General features: G+C 70.7%; 21 protein-coding genes and 1 pseudogene. 14 read left to right on the top strand and 8 right to left on the bottom strand.

From position 1 onward, the window contains the following. The first annotated feature begins 156 nt into the window (after positions 1 to 156). From ddaH to ABD164_RS07750, 6 genes are all read left to right on the top strand, one after another. Entirely contained in the window at positions 157 to 1017 is an 861-nt protein-coding gene (ddaH, locus tag ABD164_RS07725) for a dimethylargininase (RefSeq protein ID WP_344295151.1), read from the top strand. Continuing rightward, positions 1014 to 2252, top strand: coding sequence for an ornithine--oxo-acid transaminase (rocD, locus tag ABD164_RS07730; RefSeq protein ID WP_344295153.1), 1239 nt, complete (start codon positions 1014 to 1016; stop codon positions 2250 to 2252). Before ddaH ends, rocD begins: the two co-directional genes overlap by 4 nt. A gap of 252 nt (positions 2253 to 2504) precedes the next feature. After that, positions 2505 to 4475 carry an AMP-binding protein gene (locus tag ABD164_RS07735; protein ID WP_344295155.1) on the top strand — a complete coding sequence of 657 codons (1971 nt, stop codon included), beginning with the start codon at positions 2505 to 2507 and terminating at the stop codon, positions 4473 to 4475. A 96-nt stretch (positions 4476 to 4571) separates the two neighbouring features. Next, positions 4572 to 5264, top strand: coding sequence for a Rho termination factor N-terminal domain-containing protein (locus ABD164_RS07740; protein ID WP_344295157.1), 693 nt, complete (start codon positions 4572 to 4574; stop codon positions 5262 to 5264). A gap of 70 nt (positions 5265 to 5334) precedes the next feature. Further along, positions 5335 to 9327, top strand: coding sequence for a Pls/PosA family non-ribosomal peptide synthetase (locus ABD164_RS07745; protein WP_344295159.1), 3993 nt, complete (start codon positions 5335 to 5337; stop codon positions 9325 to 9327). After that, on the top strand, positions 9327 to 10709 hold the full coding sequence (locus ABD164_RS07750; RefSeq protein WP_344295161.1) for a M1 family metallopeptidase: 1383 nt from the start codon (positions 9327 to 9329) through the stop codon (positions 10707 to 10709). Before ABD164_RS07745 ends, ABD164_RS07750 begins: the two co-directional genes overlap by 1 nt. Here ABD164_RS07750 and ABD164_RS07755 read toward each other — a convergent pair. Further along, positions 10678 to 11361 carry a 4'-phosphopantetheinyl transferase family protein gene (locus ABD164_RS07755; protein WP_344295162.1) on the bottom strand — a complete coding sequence of 228 codons (684 nt, stop codon included), beginning with the start codon at positions 11359 to 11361 and terminating at the stop codon, positions 10678 to 10680. The genes ABD164_RS07750 and ABD164_RS07755 overlap by 32 nt on opposite strands. Before the next feature lie 50 nt (positions 11362 to 11411). Between ABD164_RS07755 and ABD164_RS07760 the strand changes: the two genes are divergently transcribed. Further along, positions 11412 to 12935: a peptide MFS transporter gene (locus ABD164_RS07760; protein WP_425545921.1), complete on the top strand. Its 1524-nt coding sequence runs from the start codon at positions 11412 to 11414 to the stop codon at positions 12933 to 12935. Positions 12936 to 12975: 40 nt separating this feature from the next. Here ABD164_RS07760 and ABD164_RS07765 read toward each other — a convergent pair whose 3' ends face one another. Beyond that, positions 12976 to 13722 carry a DUF4097 family beta strand repeat-containing protein gene (locus ABD164_RS07765; protein ID WP_344295163.1) on the bottom strand — a complete coding sequence of 249 codons (747 nt, stop codon included), beginning with the start codon at positions 13720 to 13722 and terminating at the stop codon, positions 12976 to 12978. Positions 13723 to 13843: 121 nt separating this feature from the next. Here ABD164_RS07765 and ABD164_RS07770 point away from each other — a divergent pair, with 121 nt between their 5' ends. After that, positions 13844 to 14629, top strand: coding sequence for a polyprenol monophosphomannose synthase (locus ABD164_RS07770; RefSeq protein WP_344295165.1), 786 nt, complete (start codon positions 13844 to 13846; stop codon positions 14627 to 14629). Here the strand turns inward: ABD164_RS07770 and ABD164_RS07775 are convergent. The 3 genes from ABD164_RS07775 to ABD164_RS07785 all read right to left on the bottom strand — a co-directional run bounded on the left by ABD164_RS07775 (position 14581) and on the right by ABD164_RS07785 (position 17657). Then, a complete protein-coding gene (locus tag ABD164_RS07775) occupies positions 14581 to 15861 on the bottom strand; it encodes an ROK family protein (protein WP_344295166.1) in 1281 nt (426 codons plus the stop codon). The two genes, ABD164_RS07770 and ABD164_RS07775, sit on opposite strands and share 49 nt — an antisense overlap. 282 nt (positions 15862 to 16143) lie before the next feature. Continuing rightward, positions 16144 to 16935, bottom strand: a complete 792-nt coding sequence (locus ABD164_RS07780; RefSeq protein ID WP_344295168.1) for a DUF222 domain-containing protein — start codon at positions 16933 to 16935, stop codon at positions 16144 to 16146. Beyond that, complete coding sequence (locus tag ABD164_RS07785) at positions 16926 to 17657, bottom strand: hypothetical protein (RefSeq protein ID WP_344295170.1); 732 nt, start codon at positions 17655 to 17657, stop codon at positions 16926 to 16928. The genes ABD164_RS07780 and ABD164_RS07785 overlap by 10 nt, the downstream gene beginning before the upstream one ends. Positions 17658 to 17879: 222 nt before the next feature. Between ABD164_RS07785 and ABD164_RS07790 the strand changes: the two genes are divergently transcribed. From ABD164_RS07790 to ABD164_RS07805, 4 genes are all read left to right on the top strand, one after another. After that, positions 17880 to 18377 (top strand): hypothetical protein, encoded by a 498-nt coding sequence (locus tag ABD164_RS07790; RefSeq protein WP_344295172.1) that lies wholly within the window; start codon positions 17880 to 17882, stop codon positions 18375 to 18377. A 127-nt stretch (positions 18378 to 18504) separates the two neighbouring features. Beyond that, positions 18505 to 18894 (top strand): hypothetical protein, encoded by a 390-nt coding sequence (locus ABD164_RS07795; RefSeq protein WP_425545922.1) that lies wholly within the window; start codon positions 18505 to 18507, stop codon positions 18892 to 18894. Between the two features lie 158 nt (positions 18895 to 19052). Beyond that, positions 19053 to 20687, top strand: coding sequence for a LuxR C-terminal-related transcriptional regulator (locus ABD164_RS07800; RefSeq protein ID WP_344295174.1), 1635 nt, complete (start codon positions 19053 to 19055; stop codon positions 20685 to 20687). A 183-nt stretch (positions 20688 to 20870) separates the two neighbouring features. Beyond that, positions 20871 to 21980, top strand: a complete 1110-nt coding sequence (locus ABD164_RS07805; protein WP_344295176.1) for a flavin-containing monooxygenase — start codon at positions 20871 to 20873, stop codon at positions 21978 to 21980. Between the two features lie 56 nt (positions 21981 to 22036). Here ABD164_RS07805 and ABD164_RS07810 read toward each other — a convergent pair. Next, positions 22037 to 22213 (bottom strand): annotated as a pseudogene (locus tag ABD164_RS07810) (TetR/AcrR family transcriptional regulator); the annotation flags it as partial. Between the two features lie 151 nt (positions 22214 to 22364). On the opposite strand from ABD164_RS07810, the gene ABD164_RS07815 reads away from it, so the two are divergent. Both ABD164_RS07815 and ABD164_RS07820 read left to right on the top strand, forming a co-directional pair. Next, positions 22365 to 23063: a hypothetical protein gene (locus ABD164_RS07815; RefSeq protein WP_344295178.1), complete on the top strand. Its 699-nt coding sequence runs from the start codon at positions 22365 to 22367 to the stop codon at positions 23061 to 23063. Between the two features lie 86 nt (positions 23064 to 23149). Then, on the top strand, positions 23150 to 23671 hold the full coding sequence (locus ABD164_RS07820) for a methyltransferase family protein (RefSeq protein ID WP_344295180.1): 522 nt from the start codon (positions 23150 to 23152) through the stop codon (positions 23669 to 23671). On the opposite strand, the gene ABD164_RS07825 is transcribed toward ABD164_RS07820, so the two are convergent. Both ABD164_RS07825 and ABD164_RS07830 read right to left on the bottom strand, forming a co-directional pair. Next, positions 23661 to 25037, bottom strand: a complete 1377-nt coding sequence (locus ABD164_RS07825) for an alpha-hydroxy acid oxidase (RefSeq protein ID WP_344295182.1) — start codon at positions 25035 to 25037, stop codon at positions 23661 to 23663. The two genes, ABD164_RS07820 and ABD164_RS07825, sit on opposite strands and share 11 nt — an antisense overlap. 16 nt (positions 25038 to 25053) lie before the next feature. Next, positions 25054 to 25785 (bottom strand): FadR/GntR family transcriptional regulator, encoded by a 732-nt coding sequence (locus tag ABD164_RS07830; RefSeq protein ID WP_344295183.1) that lies wholly within the window; start codon positions 25783 to 25785, stop codon positions 25054 to 25056. Positions 25786 to 25837: the final 52 nt, after the last annotated feature.

Genomic DNA, 25837 nt, shown 5'->3' on the forward strand with positions numbered 1-25837 from the left:
CGAGTTCGTTGCGAACGGCGAGCGAATGCGCGCGAATCATGCGTTCGAAGCGCCCAACCGCAACGGATTTCGGTTCACACTGAAAGGAGTCCCCGGCGGCTGCGCAACCCGAACGTCGTCGCCGGGGTCACGCACCGCGCCCTACGAAGGAGTGAGATGTCGACTCTGGCCCGAACCCAGCCGCAACCCGCCACGACCCCCGAGCGTCGCCCCACGGGCCGCTCCGTGTTGATGTGCCGCCCCGAGCACTTCACGGTGGTGTACCGCATCAACCCGTGGATGAATCCTGCGGCGCCGACCGACACGAACCTCGCCCTCGCGCAGTGGCAGACCCTCTATGACACCTACGTCGGGCTCGGCTACGACGTGGCGCTCATCGACCCGGTCGACGGGCTTCCCGACATGGTCTACGCCGCCAACGGCGGCTTCGTGCTCGACGGCATCGCCTACGGTGCGAAGTTCACGCACCCCGAGCGGCAGCCCGAAGGGCCCGCCTACATGCGGTGGTTCGGCGAGGCGGGCTTCGACGTGCATGTGCCCGACGAGGTCAACGAGGGCGAGGGCGACTTCCTGCTCGTCGGTGAATCCATCCTCGCGGGCACGGGATTCCGCAGCGACTCGCGCTCTCATGAAGAGCTCGCACGAGTGTTCGGCCGCGAGATCGTGACCCTGAAACTCGTGAACCCGAGCTTCTACCACCTCGACACGGCCCTCGCCGTGCTCGATCCGACGCCCGGTCAAGAGCACATCGCCTACCTGCCGAGCGCGTTCGACGAGGCATCCGTCGCCGTGCTTCGCGAGCGGTATCCCGACGCGATCATCGTGAACGAGACCGACGCCGCGATCCTCGGCCTCAACTCGTTCAGCGACGGGTACAACGTGGTCATCGCCTCGCGTGCCGCCGACTTCGAACGCCAGCTGCGCGAGCACGGCTACAATCCGATCGGCGTCGATCTGTCGGAGCTGCTGCTCGGCGGCGGGGGCGTCAAGTGCTGCACCCTGGAGCTGCGGCGATGACCACGTCCCCTGCCTCGACCTCGACCGATGCGACGAGCGCCGCCATCGCGCTCGAAGACGAGCACACCGCGCACAACTACCATCCGCTGCCCGTCGTGGTCGCGTCAGGCGAGGGCGCATGGGTGACGGATGTCTCGGGCCGCCGGTACCTCGACTGCCTCGCCGCGTACTCGGCGGTGAATTTCGGTCACGGCAACCCACGGCTCGTCGCGGCGGCACGCGAACAGCTCGACCGCATCACACTCACGAGCCGCGCGTTCCACAATGACCGGCTGGGGCCGTTCGTCACCGAGCTCGCCGAGCTGTGCCGAAAAGACATGGTGCTGCCGATGAACACGGGCGCCGAGGCCGTCGAGTCGGGCATCAAGGTCGCGCGGGCCTGGGGCTACCGGGTGAAGGGCGTCGCGCCCGACACCGCGAACATCATCGTGATGGCGGGCAACTTCCACGGGCGCACGACGACGATCATCTCGTTCAGCGACGACCCCGACGCGCGCGACGACTTCGGGCCGTACACGCCGGGCTTCCGTACCGTGCCCTACGGCGACGCCGCCGCCGTGGCCGAGGCGATCGACGACAACACCGTCGCTGTACTCGTCGAGCCGATCCAGGGCGAGTCCGGAATCATCGTGCCGCCCGCCTCCTTTCTGCCGCGACTGCGTGAACTCTGCACCGAGCGCAGGGTGCTGCTCATCGCCGACGAGATCCAGTCGGGCCTGGGCCGGGTCGGGGCGACCTTCGCGTGCGACCTCGTCGGAGTCGTGCCCGACCTCTACCTGCTCGGCAAGGCGCTCGGCGGCGGCGTCGTACCCGTGTCGGCGGTCGTCGGCGACCGCGACGTGCTCGGGGTGCTGCGGCCGGGCGAGCACGGCTCGACCTTCGGCGGCAACCCGCTCGCCGCGGCGGTGGGCCTCGAGGTCGTGCGCATGCTCGCCACGGGCGAGCCGCAGCAGCGGGCGCGCGAACTCGGCGCTCGGTTGCACGAACGCCTCGGGCTGCTCGTCGGGCACGGTGTCGTCTCGGTGCGCGGGGCCGGACTGTGGGCGGGCATCGACATCGATCCGTCGATCGGCACGGGGCGCGAGGTGTGCGAGGCACTCATGCGTCACGGGGTGCTCGCGAAGGACACGCACGGCTCGACCATTCGGCTCGCCCCGCCGATCGTCGTCGAACCCGCCGACCTCGACTGGGCGGTCGAGCGGTTAGCCGAGGTGCTCGAGGAACTCGGGGGGTAGGCCGCCGATGCGGTTCGTCAGGGCTCACGTCAGTTCCCGGATCTGCGTGTATGTATACAGTCCTCTCCGATCGCGCGATCTGCGTCGATGACGCGGGGCGATGTGCCCGCGCTATGTATACAAATACGCCGCTTGCCGCGTAATCCATACCACTCGTCGCGCACCGCGGGCGGTCGCCGGATCGGAGTCGTAGTGTTGGCTACGTCGCGATGACGCGGCGCCGGTCGCGTCATCTCCGAACGGAGGAAGCGCATGACCGAGACCAACGTCCGTCGTCACGCCGACGAATATCGCCGCAGCATCGAGTCGCCCGACGAGTTCTGGCTCGAGGCATCCGCACTCGTCGACTGGCGTCACGCTCCCACACGGGCGCTCGACGACAGCGCGGCTCCCATCTACCGCTGGTTTCCCGACGGAGTCCTCAACGTCAGCGAGAACGCGCTCGACCGCTGGGTGACGGCGGGCCGTGGTGATCAGGTGGCACTCGCCTACGACTCGGCCATGACGGGATCGAAGCGCACCTTCACCTACCGCGAACTGCTGCATGAGGTTGCGCGCTTCGCCGGCGTGCTGCGCAACAACGGCGTCGAGCAGGGCGACCGCGTCGCCATCTACCTGCCGATGACGCCCGAGGCCGTGATCGCGATGCTCGCCTGCGCCCGCATCGGTGCCGTGCACTCCGTGGTGTTCGGCGGCTTCGCGGCGAACGAACTCGCCGTGCGCATCCAGGACTCCCGACCCCGGGTCATCGTCACCTCGTCGGGTGGCCTCGAGCCGGGCCGCGCCGTCGAGTACCTGCCGATCATCGAGAAGGCGCTGGCGATGATCGTCGGCGACCGGTCGGTGACCGACACGGTGACGCAGTCGATCAGCGTCATCGCCCCCGACGAACTCAGCGTCGAATCAGTCATCGTGCGCGATCGCGAGGCCGTGCCCGGCACTGCCGCCGAGTTCGACGGTCACGTCGGCGTGCGATGGAGTGACTGGGACGAGGAGCTCGCGACCGCCGTGCCCGTCGAACCCGTCGCCGTCGCGGCGACCGACCCGCTGTACGTGCTCTACACGTCGGGTACGACCGGTACGCCGAAGGGCGTCGTGCGCGACAATGGCGGGTACGCCGTGGCCCTCGCGTGGTCGATGAAGAACATCTACAACATCGACGCGGGCGACGTCATGTGGACGGCCTCCGACGTGGGCTGGGTGGTCGGCCACAGTTACATCGTCTACGGCCCGCTGCTCGCCGGAGCGACGACGGTGCTCTACGAGGGCAAGCCCGTCGGGACGCCCGATGCGGGGGCGTTCTGGCGCATCGTCGACGAGTACGGGGTGAAGGTGCTCTTCTCGGCACCGACCGCCGTGCGGGCCATCCGCCGCGTCGATCCCGACCTCGAGGAGCTGGCCGAGCACGACACGTCGAGCCTCGATGCCCTCTTCCTCGCCGGGGAACGGCTGGATACCGAGACGTATCACTGGATCAGTGAGGCCCTGCATTGCCCGGTCATCGATCACTGGTGGCAGACCGAGACGGGGTGGGCGATCGTTGCGAACGCACGTGGTATCGAACCCCTGCCCGTGAAGCCGGGCTCGCCCTCGATGCCCGTGCCCGGCTACCGCCTCGCCGTCGTCGACGGCAAGGGAAGGCCGGTCGAGACCGGAGTGGAAGGCAACATCGTGCTCGGGCTGCCGCTCCCGCCCGGCAGTCTCCCCACTCTCTGGAGCGGCGACGAGCAGTACGTCTCGTCGTACCTCACCGCCTTCCCCGGGTACTACGCAACCGGCGACAGCGGTTACGTCGACGACGACGGCTACGTCTACGTCATGGGTCGCACCGATGACGTCATCAACGTCGCCGGTCACCGGCTCTCGACCGGCACCCTCGAAGAGGCCATCAACCATCACCCCGCGGTCGCCGAGGTCGCCGTGGTCGGCCTCAAGGACGAGTTGAAGGGACAGCGCGCCGCCGGATTCGTGACGCTCAAGCACGGGACATCCATCGACCACGACGTGCTCGTCGAAGAGATCGTCGCGCTGGTTCGCGAGACAGTGGGGCCCGTCGCAGCGTTCCGGGACGTCACCGTGCTCGAGCGCCTGCCGAAGACTCGCTCGGGCAAGATCCTGCGCAAGACCATGCGCCAGATCGCCGACGGTGAGCCCTACAAGGTGCCCGCCACGATCGAAGACCCGACGGTGCTCGAGGCGCTGAAGGCGGCATTGCGTGGGTGAGGGGGTGCTGCAGCACCGTCAGGTGGCGTGAGTCCCGCGCTATCCTTGCACCGACCGCACGGGTTCGACCTTGCGGCGTCGGGTCAGGGGTGGGCAATGGCACGGAGCAAGGCCGAGAAGGCTGAGAAGAAGGCGAAGAAGGCGCTCAAGCAGGCGCGTCGTGCACTCGATGCGGCGGCGGAGGCGCTCGCCGAGGCGAAGCGACTCGCCGACAAGGCCGACAAGAGCACCAGGAAGCGCGCGGCCCACGCCGAGGCGAACCACGCCCGTGTCGCGTCGCGCCTGCGCGTCGAGGCGGCCGTCGTGAAGCAGCGGCTCGAGAATGCGGCGAAGGCCGACAGGCCGGCGAAGCCGGTGAAGCCGGTGAAGCCGGTGAAGCCGGTGAAGCCGGCCAAGCCGGTGAAGCCGGTGAAGCCGGCCAAGCCGGTGAAGGCCGACAAGCCGGTGAAGGCGGGCGCGTCCAAGGTCGCGAAGCCTGCAGCCGAGAAATTGGAGCCCGCGGCCGCGAAGGCCGCGGCCAAGAAGTCAGCTGCCGCGAAGCCCGCGGCCAAGAAATCAGCCGCCGCGACGCCCACGGTGGTCAAGAAGTCCACCGCCAAGCCGGGGGCGGCGAAGTCAGCGACGGCCGAGCCCGCCTCGCCAACGAAGCCGACGGTCGCCGGCGCCGCGGCGACGCAGCGGCTCGAGGAGATGACGGTCGTGCACCTGCGCAGCCTCGCCCGAGAGCGCGGCATTCCCGGATACTCCCGGTTCAGCAAGGCGCAACTGATCGTCTTCCTCCGCGATTGACACGTGATCGCTCCTCCGCGGTACCGCGCAGGGCGGGCCGCGTCGGCAGCGAATCCTCAGAGGAGGTCGCGTGACGACCGATGCACCCGGAATCCTCGATCGCACGAACGAGGTCACTCCGCCGCGCACCCTGCTCGACGTGTTGCGCGATACGACGCAGCGGCATCCCGACGCCTCGGCGCTCCAAGACGCCGACGGCGCGCTCAGCTACCGCGAACTGATGGCGCGGGTCGTGCGCACGGCGGCGCGGCTGCACGAGGCGGGGGTGCGCCGCGGCGATCGCGTCGGCGTGCGCATGGCCTCAGGCTCGCGCGACCTGTACATCGCGATCCTGGGGGCGATGGCCGCGGGTGCGGCGTACGTGCCCGTCGACGCCGACGACCCTGAAGAGCGCGCGCAACTCGTCTTCGGCGAGGCCGTGGTGCGGGGCGTCATCACGGGTCGCGGTGAGTTCCGCCCGAGCGGCGAGTTCCGCCCGAGCGGCGAGTTCGGGCCGAGCGGCGAGTTCCGGTCGGGCGTCGGGTTCGCGGATGTCCCATCGCCGGAGTTGTTCGACGGCGATCCGCCGCACCCGAGCACGCACGCGACGCCCATCGCGACGCCGCCCACCCTCGACGACGACGCGTGGATCATCTTCACCTCAGGCTCGACCGGCACGCCCAAGGGCGTCGCGGTGACGCACCGTTCGGCGGCGGCGTTCGTCGACGCCGAGGCGAGGCTGTTCCTGCAGGGCGAGCCGATCGGGCCGGGCGACCGCGTGCTGGCCGGGCTCTCGGTGGCGTTCGACGCCTCGTGCGAAGAGATGTGGCTCGCCTGGCGGCACGGCGCCTGCCTCGTGCCGGCGCCGCGCAGCCTCGTGCGCAGCGGCATGGACCTCGGGCCGTGGATGATCACGCACGGCATCACCGTGGTCTCGACGGTTCCGACCCTCGCGGCACTGTGGCCGGCCGAGGCGATCGAGAACGTGCGGCTGCTGATCTTCGGCGGTGAGGCGGTGCCGCCCGAGCTCGCGGCTCGGCTCACGTCGCCCGAGCGAGAGGTCTGGAACACCTACGGGCCGACCGAGGCGACCGTCGTCGCGTGCGCGGCCCTCATGGACGCCGAGGGGCCGGTGCGCATCGGCCTGCCGCTCGACGGCTGGGCCCTCGCCGTGGTCGATGCCGAGGGCAACCCCGTCGCGCAGGGCGAGCCGGGCGAGCTCATCATCGGCGGAGTGGGTCTTGCACGGTACCTCGACCCCGAGAAGGACGCGCAGAAGTACTCGGCCATGCCGACCCTCGGGTGGGAGCGGGCGTACCGCTCGGGCGACCTCGTCGTGTTCGACGGCGTCGGGCTGCTCTTCCAGGGTCGCGCCGACGATCAGGTGAAGGTCGGGGGGCGTCGCATCGAGCTCGGCGAGATCGAGTCGGCGCTGCTCGAACTGCCCGGCGTGAACGCGGCCGCCGCCGCGGTGCGCACGACCGAGGCGGGCAACAAGGTGCTCGTCGGGTACCTCGCCGTGACCGAAGCGTTCGATCGGGGCGCGGCTCGCGCCCGGCTCACCGAAGAGCTGCCGGCGGCACTCGTGCCGCTGCTCGCGGTGCTCGACGACCTGCCCACCCGCACGTCGGGCAAGGTCGACAAGGCCGCGCTGCCGTGGCCACTGCCCGGGGTCGAACTCGACGCCGCCGGCCTGGGCGAGTCGGCGGCCTGGCTCGCCGAGCAGTGGCAGGCCGTGCTGGGCGTTCCGGTCACCGAGCCCGACGCGAGCTTCTTCGACCTCGGCGGCGGCTCGCTCGCCGCGGCGCAGCTCGTGAGCCGCCTGCGCACCCGCGACCCCGAGTTCACGGTCGCCGACATCTACGACCACCCCAGGCTCGGCTCGATGGCCGACGAGCTCGACGCGCGGGTCGGGGACGGGTCATCCGAACCGGCGACGTTCCACCAGCCCGAGCCGACGCCGCGAGGCACGCAATGGATGCAGACGCTCGCGGGTGTGCCGCTCTTCATCTTGAGCGGGGCGCGGTGGCTGCTCTACCTGCTCACCGCGACGAGCATCCTGCGCGCGGTCAGTGACGAATTCGACGTCCTGCCCACCGTGCCGCTGTGGCTGCTCATCGTCGGCCTCGTGATCTTCGCGACCCCGTTCGGCCGCATGGGCATCGCCGTCGTCGGGGCGCGCGTGCTGCTCGCCGGCCTCGAGCCGGGCGACTACCCGCGCGGCGGCTCGGTGCACATGCGCATGTGGCTCGCCGACCAGATCGCGCACCAGGTCGATCCCGTCGGCCTTGCGGGGGCGCCGTGGGTGACGAACTACGCCCGCGCGCTCGGCGCGACGATCGGCCGCGACGTCGACCTGCACACGCTGCCGCCCGTGACCGGCATGCTCACGATCGGCGATCATGCGGCCATCGAGCCCGAGGTCGACCTCGCGGGCTACTGGATCGACGGCGACCTCGTGCGCATCGGGCGGGTGCGCATCGGCGCCGAGGCGACCATCGGCACGCGCAGCACGCTGCTGCCCGGCGCGCGCATCGGCCGCGGAGCCGAGGTCGCGCCGGGCTCGGCCGTGTTCGGTCGTGTGCCGTCGGGCCAGCGCTGGGCCGGGTCGCCCGCCGAGCGCGTCGGCCCGGCCGAGCCGAAGTCGGCCGAGCCGCCTCGCCCCAACGGGTGGCTCTTCGCCTACGGGCTGTCGTCGGTGTTCCTCGCGCTGCTGCCGCTGACCGCCTTCGCCGCGGGTGGCGTCGTGATCGCTTTCGGCATCGCCGGATCCGAGGACCTCGGCGAGGCGGCGCTGCGCGCGCTCGCGTGGCTCGTTCCGGCGACCCTCGTCACCGGGGTGGTGTTCGCCGGACTCATCATCATCGCGGTGCGGTTGCTGGCGATCCGGCTCGACGAGGGGCGCCACCCGGTGCGCAGCCGCATCGGGTGGCAGGCGTGGACGACCGAGCGCCTGCTCGACGCGTCGCGCACCATCCTGTTCCCGCTCTACTCGAGCCTCATCACCCCCGTTTGGCTGCGCCTGCTCGGCGCAGATGTCGGGCGCGGCGTCGAGGCATCCACCGTGCTGCTCATCCCGTCGCTCACGACGATCGGCGACCACGCGTTCCTCGCCGACGACACCATGGTCGCCTCGTACGAGCTGCAGGGCGGGTGGATGCGGCTCGCGCGGGCCCGCATCGGCAAGCGTGCGTTCCTCGGCAACTCGGGCATCGCGACCGCCGGCCACCGGCTCGCGAAAGATGCGCTCGTGGCCGTGCTCTCGGTCGCGCCCTCGAAGTCGAAGCCGGGCACGTCTTGGCTCGGTTCGCCGCCGGTGCGGCTGCGCCGCGCAGCACTCGCGTCAGACGAGGGTCGCACCTATGCGCCGCCCTACGGCCTTCGCCTGGCTCGCGCCCTGTGGGAGCTCTGCCGCATCGTGCCGGTGTTCGCCACGTGCGGCATCGGTCTCGGCGTGTTGTTCACGCTCGCGTGGCTCGCCGACGCCTACGGCGTGTTCATCGCGCTGCTCGTGAGCGGCGTCGTCGTGCTCGCGGCGGGCGGTGTCGCGGCGCTCGTCTCGACGATCGCGAAGTGGGCGTTCGTCGGGCGCATCACGGTCGCCGAGTACCCGCTCTGGTCGAACTTCGTGTGGCGCACCGAGGTCTCGGACACGTTCGTCGAGATGGTCGCCGCGCCGTGGTTCGCGAACGCCGCCGCGGGCACCCCCGCGCTCGCCGTGTGGCTGCGCTCGCTCGGCGCGCGCATCGGTCGCGGGGTGTGGTGCGACAGCTACTGGCTGCCTGAGGCCGACCTCGTCACCCTCGGCGACGGATCGACCGTGAACCGCGGCTGCGTCGTGCAGACGCACCTGTTCCATGATCGAATCATGAGCATGGACCACGTGACCCTCGAACCCGGTGCCACGCTCGGCCCGCACAGCGTGATCCTCCCGGCCGCGACCATCGGCGCCCACGCGACCGTCGGCCCGGCTTCGCTCGTGATGCGCGGCGAGGCCGTACCCGTGGGCAGCCGCTGGAGCGGCAACCCCATCGGTCCATGGCGCGCGGTGCGCGTCGCCGACTACCACGCGCCGGTGCGCTGATGCAGGCTGGCGAGATCGGTGCCGAGACCGCCGGCGACTCGTATGTGCCGCACAGCGGCAACGGCGGGTATCGCACGCTGTCGAACTCGCTGAACCTGAAGTACCGCATCGCGCGCAACCGGCTCGACGGGGTCGCCGAGCTGCGCCTGCAGGCCACGCAGCCGCTCGCCCGGTTCACGCTCGACCTCGTGGGGCTCGCCGCGTCGCGCGTGCGGGTCGACGGGCGCAAGGCCGACTTCCGCCAGGTGCACGGCAAGCTGCGCATCACCCCGCCGCATGCGATCGAGGCGGGCGCCGAGGCATCCGTCGTCATCGAATACGGCGGCGCCCCGAAACCGCGACGCACCCGCTGGGGCGCGATCGGCTGGGAGGAGCTCGACGACGGCGTGCTCGTCGCATCGCAGCCGTCGGGCGCGCCCACCTGGTTCCCGTGCAACGACCACCCGAGCGACAAGGCGAGCTACCGGCTGCGGTTCGAGACCGACGAGGCGTACACGGTCGTCGCCAACGGCGAGCTCGTCGAGCACCGCGTCGTCGCCGGGCAGGGCGTGTGGGTCTACGAGCAGCGCGAGCCGACGGCGAGCTACCTGGTCATGCTGCAGGTCGGCCGGTACGCGAAGCGCGAGCTCGCGAGCACCGTCACCGAGACCGCGGTGTTCTTTCCCCGGCCGCTCGAACGCCGGGTGCGCGCCGACTTCGACCCGCTGCCCGCGATGCTCGAGGTGTTCGACGACTGCTTCGGGCCGTACCCGTTCGAGCAGTACTCGGTCGTGGTCACGCCCGACGAGCTCGAGATTCCGCTCGAGGCCCAGGGGCTCGCGGTCTTCGGCGCGAACCACGTCGACGGGCAGGGCGGTGAAGAGCGACTCATCGCCCACGAGCTCGCGCACCAGTGGTTCGGCAACAGCGTGGGCGTCGAGCGCTGGCAGGACATCTGGCTGAACGAGGGCTTCTGCTGCTACGCCGAGTGGTTGTGGTCGGATGCCGCGGGCAAGACCTCTGCCGACGAGCTCGCCCGCGAGCACCACGCGCTGCTGTCGCGGTTGCCCGCCGACCTGATGCTCGGAGATCCGGGGCCCTCCGACATGTTCGACGACCGGGTGTACAAGCGTGGGGCGCTGACCTTGCACGCCCTGCGCCTCGCGATCGGCGACGACGCGTTCTTCGACCTGCTGCCCGAGTGGACCGCAGCCAACCGGCATGCCACCGCCACGACGACCGCGTTCATCGAGCTCGTCGAGCGCCGCACGGGCGATGACTTCGGGTCGTTCTTCGAGTCGTGGCTCTACGACCCCGCGCTGCCGGCGCTGCCGCCCGCCCCCGTGGTCGACGAGTCGTTCGCCGGGCGCGTCAGGTCGTGGGTCGCGCGACGGCGAGACTGACGAGGCACCCCTCGATGCGGCGGTCGAACAGGTCGTAGACGGTCGGCGCGTCGGGCAGTCGCGCGGTCACGCGACGGCCGCTGCCGCCGCTGCCGCCGCTCGTCTCGGTGAAGGCGACCCGGCCGGGTTCGACGCGCAGGCCGCGGCCGTCGGCCTTCAGCACGGCCTCGGCGCGCACCCATCGGCGCACTGCGGTGCGCGTGGTGCCGCCGAGCAGCTCGACGATCGCGCCGCGGCGGGCCGCGTCGGCCTCGCGAGGCACGCGGGCCGGTTCGACGTCGACGCCGACCGTGATGCCCGCGGGTGCGATGGCGGCGATCACCAGGTGCGCGCACGAGGCGAGGCTCGCGGTCGGTGGCGGGGCAGGGGCATCCGACCATCGCAGCTGGGGCCGGCCGTGCTCGGCGCCGCAGCGTTCGCAGACGGCGGCGACCTCGACGGCCTCGGCGCGCATGCCGCCGGCCTCGGCGGCGAGGTCGCGCAGCAGCATGCGCCCGAGCAGGAACCGGTCGCGCAGGCCCTGGTGGGTGGTCGCGACCGCGCGGGCGCGTTCGGTGCTGCCGAGCAGGTGCAGGGCACGCCCGCGATCGAACTCGTCGGGGTTCGCCCACGCGAGGCGCACCCCGCCGTCGAGCGTGGCCGATCCGGGCATCTCGTCAGTCCACCACTGCGGCCGGAGCGACGCAAGGCTAGGCTGCCCCCATGGGCAAGGTCACCGAACCTGCCCCGGGGGAGTACGGGCCGCCTGAGCCGGCCGCGAACGGCGCCGAGCCGATCGAACGCGACACCCGGGGAGACCACGGCTTTCTCGGGCAGCCGCGACCACTCGTGCACATCTTCGGCGTCGAGATGTGGGAGCGGTTCAGCTTCTACGGCATGCAGGGCATCCTGCTGCTGTACCTGTACTACTCGGCCGCCGAGGGCGGCCTCGGCATGGACCAGACCTCGGCGGCCGGCATCGTCGGCGCCTACGGCGGGGCGGTGTACCTCTCGACGATCCTCGGCGCGTGGATCGCCGACCGGCTGCTCGGGTCGGAACGGGTGCTGTTCTACTCCGCCTGGGTGATCATGGCCGGGCACATCGCGCTCGCCGCGCTGCCCGGGTTCCTCGGCGTCGGCGTCGGACTGGTGCTCGTCGCCATCGGCTCGGGCGGACTCAAGGCCAACGCCACGAGCGTCGTCGGCACGCTGTACTCCGAGCACGACCCCCGGCGCGACGCCGGGTTCTCGATCTTCTACCTCGGCATCAACCTCGGTGCCTTCTTCGGGCCGATCCTCACCGGCATCGTGCAGCAGCAGTGGGGGTTCCACTGGGGCTTCGCGCTCGCCGCGGTCGGCATGGCGTTCGGATTGACGCAATACGCGTTCGGCCGCAAGAGCCTTCCGCCCGAGGCATCCGTCGTGCCCAACCCGCTGCCCGCCGCGCGACGCCTGCTCGTGATCGGCATCGCGATCGCGGCCGTGCTGCTGATCGCGGTGCTCGTGCTCACCGGCCTCGTTAACGCGACGAACCTCGTGACCTGGGTCATCGGCGGCACCGTGATCGCGGCCGTCGCCTACTTCGTGGTGATCCTCTCGAGCCATCGCATCACGCCGACCGAGCGCAGCCGGGTCTACGGGTTCATTCCGCTGTTCATCGCGAGCGTCGCGTTCTGGTCGCTGTACCAGCAGCAGTTCACCGTGCTGACGATCTACTCCGACGAGCAGCTGAACCGCAACCTGTTCGGCTGGGAGATGCCGGTGCCGTGGGTGCAGTCGATCAACCCGATCTTCATCATCATCCTGTCGGGCGCGTTCGCCGCGCTCTGGACGAAGCTCGGCGACCGCCAGCCCGCGACGCCCGTCAAATTCGCGCTCGGCACGGCGGTCATGGGCGTTGCGTTCCTGCTGTTCCTGCCGTTCGCCGGCGGCGGCGCCAACTCGACGCCGCTGCTGTGGATGGTGCTGATCCTCTTCGTGTTCACGGTCGCCGAACTGCTGCTCTCACCGGTCGGGCTCTCGGTCGCGACGAAGCTCGCGCCCACCGCGTTCCACACGCAGATGGTGGCGCTGTTCTTCCTGTCGGTCGCGCTCGGCACGTCGATCGCCGGGCAGCTCGCGGAGTTCTACACGGTCGTGAACGAGGCGACCTACTTCGGCGTGCTCGGTGCGATCGCGATCGTGCTCGGCGCCGCGCTCTGGCTGGCGCGCAAGCCCGTGCTGCGGCTCATGGCCGGGGTGCGCTGACGCCGTGCGCTGACGCCGTGCGCTGACGCCGTGCGCTGACCTACCTGTTCGACTCGACGGTGATCGAGCCGTTCGACGTCGACAGGTCGAGCGTGAACTCGCCTGAGGAATCGTTCGGCACGTCGACGTTCGTGCGGCCGTTCGACGTCTCGGCGCTCACGCGATAGCTGCCGTCGGGCACCGCGAGGTCGATCGAGCCGTTCGACGTTCGCGCCTCGACGTCTTGCGCGACGTCGAGGCGAAGGTCGATCGCGCCGTTCGAGGTCGACACGACGATGCCGCCGTCGCCGTCGAGGCCTGAACCCTCGATGCGCCCGTTCGACGTCGCCGCCCGGATCGTGCCGGTGACGCCATCGAGCGTGATGCGCCCGTTGCTCGTCTCGACATCGACGTCGTGCACGAGCGTCAGGTCGACCTCGCCGTTCTCGGTGTGGCCGCTGATGTCGAGCCCCGCCGGAACCTCGAGGACATACCTCACCGAGCAGTTGCGGCCGCAGCCGCCGAGCACGAGGGTGTCACCCTCGACGGCATGGGTGTCCTCGAATGTGCGATCGCCGCGGTAGCGGATGGTTCGTTCGAGTGAGATGTCGGTGGCCCCTTCGACGCCGCGCACGATGACTCCGCCGTCGTTGTCGTCGATCTCGATCGTGCTGATCGCCGCGTCGACGGTGGCCTCGTCGCTCAGGGTCTTGGGTGGTTGCAGCAGCGCGCATCCGCTGAGCAGGAGTGCAGCGATGCCGACGCCTGTGGCCGCCGCGAGCCGTGTGTTCCGTCTTGCCGAGTGCATGTCTTCGACGGTACCGCGCCTCGGTGCGGCCGGCTCGGGGGCATGCCCCCGGCGGCTCGGGAGCATCCCCCCGGAATGGGGCGGTTACGATTGCGTGGTCACGACGTGAGGAAGGAACGCGATGCGGCGACCCCTCGTGGTGATCCCCACCTACAACGAGCGCGAGAACCTCGCGTCGATCGTGGGCCGGGTGCGCGACGCGGTTTCGGATGCCTCGGTGCTGGTCGTCGACGACAGCTCGCCCGATGGCACCGGAGAGCTGGCCGACGAGCTCGCCTCACGCGACGCCGCCGTGCACGTGTTGCACCGGGCCTGCAAAGCAGGGCTCGGCGCCGCCTACCTCGAGGCGTTCGAGTGGGCGCTCGCGCAGGGCTTCGACCCGATCGTGCAACTCGACGCCGACGGGTCGCACCTGCCCGAGCAGATGCCGTCACTGCTCGCCGCGCTCGAGGGAACCGATCCCGCGGGTGAGCCGGTCGACCTCGTCATCGGTTCGCGGTGGATCCCCGGGGGCTCGATCGAGAACTGGCCGCGTCACCGCGAGCTGCTCTCGCGCGGCGGCAGCGCGTACGCCCGGTGGGTGCTGCAGTTGCCCACGCGCGACGCGACGGCGGGCTACCGCGCGTTCCGCGCCGAGGCGCTGAGGCGCCTCCACCTCGATGAGGTGCACACCCGGGGCTACGGCTTTCAGGTCGACATGCTCTGGCACGCCCGCGAGGCAGGGCTCACGGTGGTCGAGGTGCCCGTGACCTTCGTCGAGCGGGTGCAGGGCCGGTCGAAGATGAGCCTCGGCATCGTCGTCGAGGCGATGTTCAAGGTCACCGGCTGGGGCATCTCGAGCCGGCTTCGCCGGCGACGTCAGCCGACGAGCAGCAACGGGTCAGCCACCAGGCGTTCGCGCGCCTGACGCCGGGCACCTACGAGCGCCGCATCGGGGCCGAGCCGGGCAGGCGCGAGGGTCGGGATCGCGCGCAGCGCACCGCCGCCGATCGTCGGCCGGTTCGCCCGGAACGCGGCCTCGATGTCGCCGAGCAGCGGCGCCCAATAGCCGCCGATGACCACGGCGGTGGGGTCGACGGTGGGCACGACGACCTGCAGCGCGCGACCGATCCAGAGCGCGGCGTCGAGCCACGACCAGCGTGCCCGGTCGTCGCCGTCGTCGACCCTCGCGACGAGCTCCTCGAGTGCGGCAGCGTGGCCGTTGGCAGCGGCGAACTCTGCGAGTCCCGCGCGCTCGAGCACGACTCCCGACGCGGCCACCGTGGCGAGGCATCCGGTCTGCCCGCAGTCGCACCGCACGCCGCCCTGCACGACCGGCAGGTGGGCGAACGTCGCCGCGAGTCCGTGAGCGCCGATCAGCGGCCGCCCATCCGAGATCACTGCCGCGGTGATGGCGCCGTCGCCCGAGAGGAAGAGCACATCGTCGACGCCCGGTAGCTCGGCGCGTTCGGCGTGGGCGGCCGCGGCAGCCGTCGACTGCAGCGCGAGCGGCAGCGGCAGGGCGGCCTCGGCATCGTCGAGTCCGGGCGTGGCACCGCGCAGCACGCTGACCAGGTCGACCGGTTCGGCGCCCAGGCGTGCGTCGGTGATGACCACTGCGGGTTGGCCGACGACGGCGCCGTCGACGAGCACGGTGACGTCGGCGATCGGATGTCCCGCCCGGTCGGCACGCGCGAGCGCTCGGCTCAGCGCGGCGGCGAGGAGTTCGGCGGGCGTCGGCAGCGCCTCGGTCGCCCGGTCTGGGTCATCGTCATCGAGCGCAGGCGTCGGCGGTGTCACGAGGGGCGCGACGAAGCGTGCGATCTCGTCACCTCCGAGGGTCGCGACCGTGGCGATCGCCTCGTCGCGCGCGAGCATCGCCGTGACGAGCACGTGATCGGATGCGGTCAGGGCGAGGGGTGTGGTGCGGCCGTCGGCCGAGGTATCGGCCTGGTTCGCCCGGATGACGCCCGCCTCGAGCAGGCGCGCCGTCAGGCCGGCGATTGCGCCGCGACCCAGGCCGGTCGCCGTTGAGAGCTCGCTGCGAGTCGCGGGGCCGTGCACGATGAGGTGCTCGAGCAGGCGCGCAGCCTGCGCGCGATGCGCGTCGTCGATGGGGCCGGTGTGGGTAGGGGCGGATGTCTCGCCGACCTCAGTCATGAGTGAAGCATGGCGGTCGGAAGGCATCGCGGTCACGTACCCCGTTCGGGGGGCACATCGCTGCGACTTCCTCTGACGGCATCGCGGGAATCGAACGGTGCGCATCAGACTGCCGCATCACGCGCGTTTGCGCACGTGCCTCGTGCCTCGTGCCTCGTGCCTCGTGCCTCGTGCCTCGGCCCGCGCACCGCGCCAAGCGCCCGGTACCGCGCCGCGGCAGGCGCACCGCGCCAAGCGCCCGGGACCGGGTGTCGACACTTGCGCTCGGTGGTGGGCAGAGTTCTACCCCGCGATCGAGGTGAGGCGTTCGCGCTCGGGTGGATGTTCTCGCATTCGGGTAGGCGATGCGGTCGTCGCCGCGGGCAGTCGCGTCGGGTCGATGGGGTTGATGATGTCGGTGGGGGTGTTGGGTCGCATCAACCGGGGTGTCTGTTCGGGGTCGATGCCGGGTGGTGGGATGAGCCAGTAGGTGGTGCCGTCTCGGCGGACTTCCCAGCCTTGGTTGTGGTATCTCAAATGGTCTCTTCGGCAGAGGAGGATGCCGTCGGCGAGGTCGGTTCGGCCCTCGTCACGTTCCCAGTGGTCGATGTGGTGGGCTTCGCACCAGGACGGGGGCCGGGTGCAGTCGGGGTCGAGGCAGCCGCCGTCGCGGACGGCGAGGATGGTCTTCTGTTTCGGGGTGAAGAGGCGTTCGTCACGGCCGAGGTCAAGACACTCGCCCTGTTCCCCGAATCGGATCGGCAGGTACCCGGTGCAGAGGCCGGTGTGCACGTTGGTGAGGGGGATGCGGTCGGGGTGGCCCTCGAGCATGCCCGACCCGTGCCCGGTGGTCAGGGTGTGTTCGTTGACCACGATACGCACCGAGGGTTTCTGCAGGTTCAGCACCCGGCCCGGGTCGACGCTCGCGCCGGCGCGGAGCAACTGGACGAGCCCGTCGGCGGCGTTGCGTTCGCGGGTCGCTTTCGCGTCGGCGTAGGCCTGGTCGCCGTGTACCGGGTCGCCGAACCCGCGCCGCACTTTGGGTTCGATCAGGCGGGGATGGGTGAGCTGGTCGAACACCGCCTTCACGTACATGCCTTGGCTTCGGGTTCGAGTTCGAACTCGCCGCGCACCGAGCCGTCGGGTTTGACCCAGACCCGCCAGAACTGCGCAAGCTGCTGCCGATCGGCGCGGGTCTGGACCCCGGCGGTGTCGATGCGGTCACGGGCCTGCCGGGCGGCCCGCCGCGCCGCATCAGCATGCACGGTGCGGCAGAGGGGGATCAGGGTCTCGAGTTCGGTGCGCAGGCACCCCTCGTCGGCGTCGCCGCCGGGTTCGCCCAGGCCCGAGCGGATCGCGTCGGCCAGGGCCACGGTCAGCAGCCCGGTGACGACGGCGTCCCCGAGGGCTGCGAACCACGGCGGCGCCACGTCGGGCAGCACGGCGGCGATGTCGGGGTCGTGGCGCAGGCGGTCGAGTTCGGCGGCGGCCTCGACGTCGGCGACCATCTCACCCACCGCGACCAGTGCGGCCGCGTCACGCTTCGACGACCGGGTGATCGACTGCAGCATCGCCCCGGCCGAGGTGTGCCCGTCACGCCGCGCCAACCACTGCTGCCCGAACCCGGCCCTGGAGCGGCGCGCGAGTTCGGCCGCGGCGAGCGCCTGATGCCGCTCGACCTCGTGCCGCAACACCGAGATCGCCTCGAGCGCGACCACCAACGCCCGGTCATCGGCCGCGTGAAACACCGCCGGGGTCAGCCCGAACGCCCGCAACGCACCGGTGATACCAGCGAAGTCGGACAACGGTTCGGACATGACCACATCCTCCCAGCAGCCACCGACACTCGAACGAAGATTCGACAGACTGTGAACAACCCCGTGGAAAACCCATTGTTGAGGACGGGAGCCGGAAGAGGAGGGGGAGAGGATGGGTAATGAGACGGGCGAGCGGGAGGAGGAGGAGCAAAAGAAGAAGAAGTTCCGCCCACCGCATCGACCAGGACCGATACTGGAGACGTAACCCGACAGGAGGGTGACATGGCGCGGATAACCGACCCTCGTCGCGACGAGCGACGTGAGGCGCGAAAGGCGGTCGCCGAGGCCAGGCGCGCGAGCGCCGAGGCGGGAAAGCTGGCGAAGACCCTGTCACGCGAAACGAGGGCGAACCTCGAGACGCTCACTGCGGCCGCCCGCGCCGACGTTCGGGGCGCGCGCAAGGAGCTCTCCGACGACCCACGGCACGCAAAGCACCGGGCGAAGCAGGCGGCGGCGCGGCTCGAACTCGCATCGCTGCGGGTCACGGCCTCAGGCGATGCAGAACGAAAGACCCTCGCCGACGCCGCTGCCAAGAAGCACGCCAAGGTGATCAAGCGCAGACGGGTGCAGTCGCAGCAGGCGCGCAAGATGGCCCGCTCCGCTGCATTCCACGCCATCGTGGGATCCGTCACCCTGTCGACCGACCGCGAGCAGGCGAAGGCCGACTTCGCGCTCGATGAGCGGCTGCGCGATCGCGTGGCCAAGTACGCCCACCGCTGACGAACGGGCGACGCAGGCGACGCGGCCGAGACGCGGGTCCGCGGCTCCGAGCCCGCCCTGAGACGACGCAGGCGTGACGGAGCGAAATGCCGCTCCACGAGGCATCCGTCAATGGGTGCTTCTCCCGATGCGGGGCACCCCGGCGTTCCGTACGTTCGGTGCCATGGATGTCGCCGTGCTCGCCGGCGTCGTATCGACCGGCCTCTTCGCGATGAGCTATATGCCCATGCTGGTGAAGGCGGCGCGCACGAAGGACCTTTCGTCGTACAGCCTCGGCAACCTCGCGATCACCAATCTCGGCAATGTCGTGTACTCGCTCTACGTGTTCAGCCTGCCGTTCGGGCCCATCTGGTTCCTGCACTCGTTCTACCTGGTCGCGTGCGGGCTCATGCTCGTGTGGTTCCTGCACTACGGAGGCGCATGGCGCCGGTTCGTCGCCCGGCGGCGTGCGGCATGGCGGGCGCACGCTGCGGCGAACGACGGGTCGAGTCAGTCGCCGGTGCGGTCGGCCGCGTAACATCCGGGCGGATGCCGCGCGCCCTGGTCTGCACTCGAGCGGCGCGCCGCTTGCCGCGCCGAGCCGCTTGCCGTGCCGAACACCCGGCGGTACCGTGACCGTGAGTGGCGGATGCACGGCGCGCTGCCGAGCATGGGTGCGCCCGCCGCGGAGACGCCATGACGTCACCTGACGTAGTCGAACGTGGACTCGAGGCCTACGCCCAGCAGCGGTGGCGCGAGGCGTTCGACGCGCTGACCGAAGCCGATGCCGATGCCGAGACGGAGTTGCCCGCCGACCTGATCTCGAGGCTCGCGACCGCGGCGATCCTCGTCGGCGATCCATCGGGAATCGACACGGCGACTCGGGCGCATGAGGCGTTCCTGCGTGCGGGCGACGGGGCTGGAGCCGCACGGACGGCCGTGTGGATCGGCATGCACCTGCTCGACGAGGGCGAGGTCGCGCGTGCGGGCGGGTGGATCGCGCGCGCTCAGCGCATCGTCGGGTCAGGCGGCGATGCCGAGTCGGTCGGCGGACTGCTGCTCATCCCCGAGGCCATGGGTGCGCTGTACGGGGGTGATCCGACGCGTGCCGGCGAGACGTTCTCGCAGGCGCTCGCGCTCGGCGAGCGCTTCGACGATCGTGACGCGGTCGCCCTCGCACGAATGGGGCTCGGCGAGATCGAGATCACCCGCGGTGAGTCCGAGGCCGGGTTCGCGCTCTTCGACGAGGTGATGGTCGCGGTCACGGCCGGCGAACTCTCACCCGTGCCGTCGGGAATCGCCTATTGCGAGGTCATCGGACTCTGCCAGGTCGCCTTCGACTTCAGCCGGGCGCGCGAATGGACGCTCGCCTTCGACCACTGGTGCAGCGCCCACCCCGACATGGTCGCGTTCAGTGGACAGTGCCACGCGCAGCGCGCAGCGCTCTATCGCCTGCACGGTGCCTGGCAGGAGGCATTCGAGGCGGCGACCGCGGCACTGGCGCGTGCGCGCCGTGGCAACCGCGACGCGTTCTATGGAGCCTGGTACGAGCAGGGCGAGATCCAGCGACTGCGTGGTGAGTTCGACGGCGCCGAGGAATCGTACCGTCATGCGAGTGAGACGGGGTACCCGCCCGAGCCGGGACTCGCACTGCTCCGGTTGGCGCAGGGCAGGTCGCGGTCGGCGCAGTCGCTGCTCCGCGAGGCCATGGCGAGCGCCGCCGTGGTCGATCGGCAGCGATTGGCGCCCGCCCTGATCGAGGTCGAGCTCGCCATGCACGACACCCGGGCGGCGCGCGAGTTGGTCGACGAACTGATCGCCATGACGCCGAGCGCCCCGAAACCCATGCTGCGGGCGGTCGTCGATGGTGCCGAGGGGGCGGTGCTGCTCGAAGAGGGTTCGGCGCGCGACGCGCTCGACCGACTGCGACGGGCATGGACGACGTGGCACGAGCTCGACATACCGTACGAGGCCGCCCGGTGCCGGGTACTCGCGGCACGGGCGTGCCGCACACTCGGCGACGAGGCATCCGCATCGATGGAATTCGACGCTGCGCGCACGGCGTTCGCCGAACTCGGTGCGGCGACAGATCTCGCCCGGCTGGATGCGCTCGCGCGCTCGATCTCGAACGCCGCCTTCGGGCCGCTGACCGCGCGCGAGGTCGAGGTGGTGCGGCTGGTCGCCGCGGGGAAGACGAATCGGGCCATCGCGAACGAGCTCTACCTCAGCGAGAAGACCGTCGCCCACCACCTCAGCAACGTGTTCGTCAAGCTCGCGCTCACCTCGCGTGCGGCGCTGACGGCGTACGCGTACGAGCACGCGCTCGTGTAGGGCTTGGCTGCGCGTTCCCGAGGACCGCACTGTGCGACTCCGACACTGATGCCACACGGCATCAGTGTCGGAGTCCGCCCCGCATTCCGCGCGCAGGATGGGGAATTCGTCCGATGTGGGCGTCGATCGTTGCCCATACCGTCGTCGGTATCACCCACACCATCGCGTGACGGAGGCCCCGAAATGATCACCGACCACACCGAGTTCGTCGACACCGTCGTCATCGGCGGCGGCCAGGCGGGCCTCGCCATCGGCACCGAACTGGCGCGCCAGGGGCGCGACTTCGTCATCCTCGACGCGGCGCAACGGGTGGGCGACGCCTGGCGGCAGCGCTGGGACTCGCTGCTGCTGAACACGCCGGCCCGCTACGACGGGCTGCCGGGTACGCCGTTCCCCGGTGACCCGCTCGCCTTCCCCACCAAAGACGAGGTCGCTGCGTTCCTCGAGGACTACGCCGCGGCGCAGGGCCTCCCGGTGCGCAGCGGCATGCGCGTGGACGGCGTGCGGCGCGAAGGCGATCACTTCATGACCTCGGCCGGCAGCAACCGTTGGGAATCGCACAACGTCGTCGTCGCCACGGGCGGGTGCCAGGCGCCCAAGGTGCCCGACATCGCCGATCGGCTCGGCGACGCCATCGTGCAACTGCATTCGAGCGACTACCGCAACCCGGCTCAGCTGCCTGCGGGCCCGGTGCTCGTCGTCGGGGTCGGCAATTCCGGCGCCGAGATCGCCCGCGAGGTCGCCGCGTCGCACGAGACCCTGATCGCGGGTACGCCGAGCGCCCAGCCCCCGGTGCGCCCGAACCGCGCGAATGCACGCTTCTTCTACCCGGTGATCCGCTTCGTGGGCCTCCACGTGCTGACCCTGGCGAACCCGCTCGGTCGCAGGTCGGCCGCGAAGATGGCTGCCGCGCCGCTCATCCGCACCAAGGTCTCGGACCTCGTCGCAGCGGGCGTGCGAGTCGTGCCCCGGGTCACCGGCGTGCACGACGGCCGCCCGGCCTTCGCCGACGGCACGGCGTGCGAGGTGTCGAGCGTGATCTGGTGCACGGGCTACCGGAACGACTTCGCATGGATCGACCTGCCGGCCTTCGGCGACGACGGCGAGCCGCTGCATCACCGGGGCGTGGTGGAGTCCGTACCCGGGCTGTACTTCCTCGGCCTCGAGTTCCTCTACGCACTGTTCTCGGCGACGCTTCCCGGGCTCGTGCGCGACACCCGATACCTCGCGAAGCGGATGCCCCGCCCGAAGGTCGTGGCGGTCGTGCCTGCGGAGGGCGGGGTCCGCGTGTGATCCGCGCACTCGCCTCGGCGACGCCCCGGGCGGATGCGACTCGGGCGAGTGGCGGGTCAGGCGTCGGGCAGGAGTCCCGCGACGAGCGCGTCGATGACCTCGTCGGTCGTCGTGCCGGGATCGATCGGGGTGGTCAGCCGGTCGAGCATGAGCCCGTCGATCGCGTAGTGGAAGAGCGCGATCTCTCGCGCGCCGCCCGGTAGGCCGGCCGATCGGTTGAAGTCGACGTCGGCCGAGAGTCGACCGCGTTCGAGTCAGGGGTCACCTTCGGCGAGTACGTGCGCCGTCGCTGAGGACGGGGATTCGACTCGGTGACAAATCGGCAGCCCGCTCTTGAATCCCGGCTGCGGCGAGCGCAGAGTGGGATGAGCGAGGGAGGTCCCCATGCGCGACACAATCGTTCACCCCGATGTCATGCCGATCCTGTCACCGGGCCGACATCGCTCGCCACGGCGCGGCGCATGCTTCATGGAGTTCGCGTCGTACCTCGCGGGCGAGCGCTGGAGCGATCATCCCGCGTGCACGCAGGGCACCCTCGCACTGCTCGCCCGCATGGTGAACGACCGCACGAGCGATGCCGGCCGCGCCCGGCTCACACCGCTCATCCCGAGGGTCATCGGCCTGACGAGCGACGACCCACTGCTCGACGTGCTGCTCGCCGTGCGGGCCGCGCACGACGCATTGCCCGTCGCCGCAGAAGAGCGCCAGCGCTCACAGGCCGTCGCGCTGCATGTCGCCGTCGTCGTCCTCTCGGAACACCGTGGCGTGCTCGCCGCAGAGGCGAGCGAGTCGGCCCGTGCCGCTCTTCGCGCGGCCCCGGCCGCGAACGCATGGGCCACCCGATTCATCGAGAAGGTCGGTCCGGTGCGCCGCGCCGGAATGAGCGTGCGGCAGTGTCGGGAGGTCGTGACCGGTGCCGTCCAGGGGATCTCGCAGGCGTGCGTCGGCGATGCCGACGATCGACTCGTCGCCCTGTTCACGGCGGCCGTGTCGGACACGGAGCGCTTCGTGAAGGCCGAGCGCGCGGCAGCGGATGTCGCCGCCACGGTCGGCGCGCCCGTCGCGAGCTCGCTCAGCCGCTAGCGTCGCAGCCCGCGCCACGTCGTCTCGGCCGGCGGCATCACGCCGGCGGCATCAGGATCGGGCGATCGCCAGGGAACGGGAGACTCATGACCGGGTTGATCGGGGTGTACGAGAAGCTCGCCGGGTTGTACGAGAACCTGCCGCTCCCCGCAGGGCAGATCCTCGGGGTCGCGACAGCCGTCGGGCTGGGCCGGGTTCGTCCGGCACCGCTCCGGGGCTCACGAGCCCTCCAGCGCGCAACGGGTGCCGCCGCGATCGCGGCGGGGTGCGCGCTCAATGCGTGGGCGCTCCTCGAGCGCCGCCGCCGCACCTCGGGCCGGTTCGAGCTCGAGCAGCCGGAGTCGCTCGTGACGACGGGCCCGTACGCGCTGAGTCGGCACCCGATGTACGTCGGATGGTGGTTCATCCACCTCGGCGCCGGCCTGCTGGTCGGCTCCGCGTGGGTGGCCGCGACGATGCCCGCGGCGACGCTCGTGGAACACCTGGGCGTGCTCCACGAGGAACACGTGCTCGAGCGGGGGTTCCCCGACGAGTTCGCACAGTATCGCCGGCGCGTGCCACGCTACCTCGGGCTGCCTCGCCGCTCGCCGCGGCGACCTACTTCGTGACGGAACTCCGCGCGGCAGGCTTCGAGGCCGCGCTCTTCGATGAGGCCGGCTTCGACGCCAGCGAGGCCGAGCGAGGGGCACGAACGGTCTTCGGCTTCGACGAGGTCGCCTGCTCCGCGGCATCCGCAACTGAATGCGCGATCGGCGCCAGCCGCGACAGCTGCGTGACGTGCTGCGGGCCGAGCTCGTCGAGCGTCGCGACCTCGAGCAGCTTCATCGTGCGCTCGATCTCACCGCGAAGGATCTCGATCGTGCGATCGACCCCGCGCCGGCCACCGGCCATGAGCCCGTAGAGATATGCGCGTCCGATGAGCGTGAACCGGGCGCCGAGCGCGACCGACGCGACGATGTCGGCGCCGTTCATGATGCCGGTGTCGAGGTGCACCTCGAGGTCGGCGCCGACCTCGCGCACAACGCGCGGCAGCAGGTGGAACGGGATCGGCGCGCGGTCGAGCTGACGCCCGCCATGGTTCGAGAGCACGATGCCGTCGACGCCGCGGTCGGCGAGCAGTGCCGCATCGGCGACGGTCTGCACGCCCTTGACCACGATCTTGCCCGGCCACATCTCACGGATGACGTCGAGGTCGTCCCACCCGATGGTCGGGTCGAACATGCCGTCGATGAGCTCGCCGACCGTGCCGCCGGTCGATGTGAGCGACGCGAACTCGAGCGCCGGAGTCGTAAGGAAGTTGATCCACCACGCCGGGCGGGGGATCGCGTTCATGACCGTGCCGGGCGTCAGCTGCGGCGGGATCGAGAAACCGTTGCGGGTGTCGCGCAGGCGCGCGCCCGCGACGGGTGTGTCGACCGTGAAGAAGAGCGTGTCGAAGCCGGCTGCCGCAGCGCGGCGCACGAGTTCGTACGAGACCTCGCGGTCGCGCATGACGTATAACTGGAACCAGTTGCGGCCGCCCGGGTTCGCCGCCTGCACATCCTCGATGGAGGTCGTGCCGAGCGTCGAGAGCGTGAACGGAATACCGGCTGCCCCCGCGGCGCCGGCGCCCGCGATCTCGCCCTCGGTCTGCATCATGCGAGTGAATCCCGTGGGTGCGATGCCGAACGGCAGGGCGCTCGTGGCGCCCAGCACCTCGCGGGTCGTGTCGACGACGGGCACGTTGCGCAGGATCGACGGGTGGAACTCGATGTCGTGGAACGCCTCACGCGCCCGCGTGAGCGACAGCTCGCCCTCGGCCGCACCGTCGGTGTAGTCGAACGGCGCCTTCGGCGTGCGACGCTTGGCGATGGCCCGCAGATCGGCGATCGTGAGCGCCTTCTCGAGGCGTCGATCGGTCGCGTTGAGGGTTGGCGTCTTGAACCTCATGAGCTGCGCGAGGTCGCGGGGGTTCGGGAACTGGCGCTTCACCATGGTGCGTTGCTCTCTTTCATGCGCGTGTTTGGGCTGGGTCGATGAAGGTCTCGGCGTAATAGCCCGAGATGTGGTCGTGCACGCGGGTTCGCGCGGTTGCGACATCCGCTCGGCGAATCGCGTCGACGATGCCGCGATGCTCGCGACGCAGGCGAGCGGATGTCTCGTGCCAGTCGTCGAGGCGATCGAGGCCCGCACGTGCGTAGCCCTCGATGCCGCTGCGAAGGCCGGCCATCGTCGCGGCGATGACCTGGTTTCCGGATGCCTCGGCGAGGGCCAGGTGGAAGGCGGCGTCGAGGGCGAGGAACTCTGCCGGGGTGAGGTCGGGGGAGTCCATCGCGTCGAGCAGTGCGGTGGCGGGGGTGAGGTCGGGCTGCGGCGTCGCGTCGGCGAGGTCGGCGGCGACTGACGTCTCGAGGATGAGGCGAGTACGCACGATGTCGGCGACAGGGAAGCCGCTCGCCGCGACCTGCAGTCGCATGAGGGCGCTCATGCCGCCGCTGGGAGTCGCGATGATGATCGCACCGGCACTCGGGCCCGACCCGGCTTGCGTGCGGATGAGGCCGAGCACTTCGAGCACTCGCAGCGCCTCGCGCACACTCGAGCGGCCGACGCCGAGTTCGGTTGACAGCGCGCGCTCGCCGGGCAGCCGGTCGCCGGGGTGCAGCGCGCCGGTCAGGAGTTGCGTCTCGACGTGGTCGAGCACGGTTCTCCAGGCGCGCGGGGCGTCGGATGTCTCGGCTGCCATGCCGCTGCCGCCTCTCGCTGCCCATGTGTGGTCTGACCACACTAGCAGATGT

Source organism: Agromyces neolithicus (assembly GCF_039529735.1).
Taxonomy (GTDB): Bacteria; Actinomycetota; Actinomycetes; order Actinomycetales; family Microbacteriaceae; genus Agromyces; species Agromyces neolithicus.

Bases quoted from the DNA above. Each gene is read 5' to 3' on its own strand.
- ABD164_RS07750 (WP_344295161.1), top strand. From the start codon at position 9,327: ATGCAGGCTGGCGAGATCGGTGCCGAGACCGCCGGCGACTCGTATGTG.
- ABD164_RS07805 (WP_344295176.1), top strand. From the start codon at position 20,871: ATGATCACCGACCACACCGAGTTCGTCGACACCGTCGTCATCGGCGGC.
- ABD164_RS07790 (WP_344295172.1), top strand. From the start codon at position 17,880: ATGGCGCGGATAACCGACCCTCGTCGCGACGAGCGACGTGAGGCGCGA.
- ABD164_RS07760 (WP_425545921.1), top strand. From the start codon at position 11,412: ATGGGCAAGGTCACCGAACCTGCCCCGGGGGAGTACGGGCCGCCTGAG.
- ABD164_RS07800 (WP_344295174.1), top strand. From the start codon at position 19,053: ATGACGTCACCTGACGTAGTCGAACGTGGACTCGAGGCCTACGCCCAG.
- ABD164_RS07795 (WP_425545922.1), top strand. From the start codon at position 18,505: ATGCGGGGCACCCCGGCGTTCCGTACGTTCGGTGCCATGGATGTCGCC.
- ABD164_RS07830 (WP_344295183.1), bottom strand. From the start codon at position 25,785: ATGGCAGCCGAGACATCCGACGCCCCGCGCGCCTGGAGAACCGTGCTC.
- ABD164_RS07770 (WP_344295165.1), top strand. From the start codon at position 13,844: ATGCGGCGACCCCTCGTGGTGATCCCCACCTACAACGAGCGCGAGAAC.
- ABD164_RS07785 (WP_344295170.1), bottom strand. From the start codon at position 17,657: ATGTCCGAACCGTTGTCCGACTTCGCTGGTATCACCGGTGCGTTGCGG.
- rocD (WP_344295153.1), top strand. From the start codon at position 1,014: ATGACCACGTCCCCTGCCTCGACCTCGACCGATGCGACGAGCGCCGCC.
- ddaH (WP_344295151.1), top strand. From the start codon at position 157: ATGTCGACTCTGGCCCGAACCCAGCCGCAACCCGCCACGACCCCCGAG.
- ABD164_RS07815 (WP_344295178.1), top strand. From the start codon at position 22,365: ATGCGCGACACAATCGTTCACCCCGATGTCATGCCGATCCTGTCACCG.
- ABD164_RS07740 (WP_344295157.1), top strand. From the start codon at position 4,572: ATGGCACGGAGCAAGGCCGAGAAGGCTGAGAAGAAGGCGAAGAAGGCG.
- ABD164_RS07765 (WP_344295163.1), bottom strand. From the start codon at position 13,722: ATGCACTCGGCAAGACGGAACACACGGCTCGCGGCGGCCACAGGCGTC.
- ABD164_RS07775 (WP_344295166.1), bottom strand. From the start codon at position 15,861: ATGACTGAGGTCGGCGAGACATCCGCCCCTACCCACACCGGCCCCATC.
- ABD164_RS07755 (WP_344295162.1), bottom strand. From the start codon at position 11,361: ATGCCCGGATCGGCCACGCTCGACGGCGGGGTGCGCCTCGCGTGGGCG.
- ABD164_RS07780 (WP_344295168.1), bottom strand. From the start codon at position 16,935: ATGTACGTGAAGGCGGTGTTCGACCAGCTCACCCATCCCCGCCTGATC.
- ABD164_RS07820 (WP_344295180.1), top strand. From the start codon at position 23,150: ATGACCGGGTTGATCGGGGTGTACGAGAAGCTCGCCGGGTTGTACGAG.
- ABD164_RS07825 (WP_344295182.1), bottom strand. From the start codon at position 25,037: ATGGTGAAGCGCCAGTTCCCGAACCCCCGCGACCTCGCGCAGCTCATG.
- ABD164_RS07735 (WP_344295155.1), top strand. From the start codon at position 2,505: ATGACCGAGACCAACGTCCGTCGTCACGCCGACGAATATCGCCGCAGC.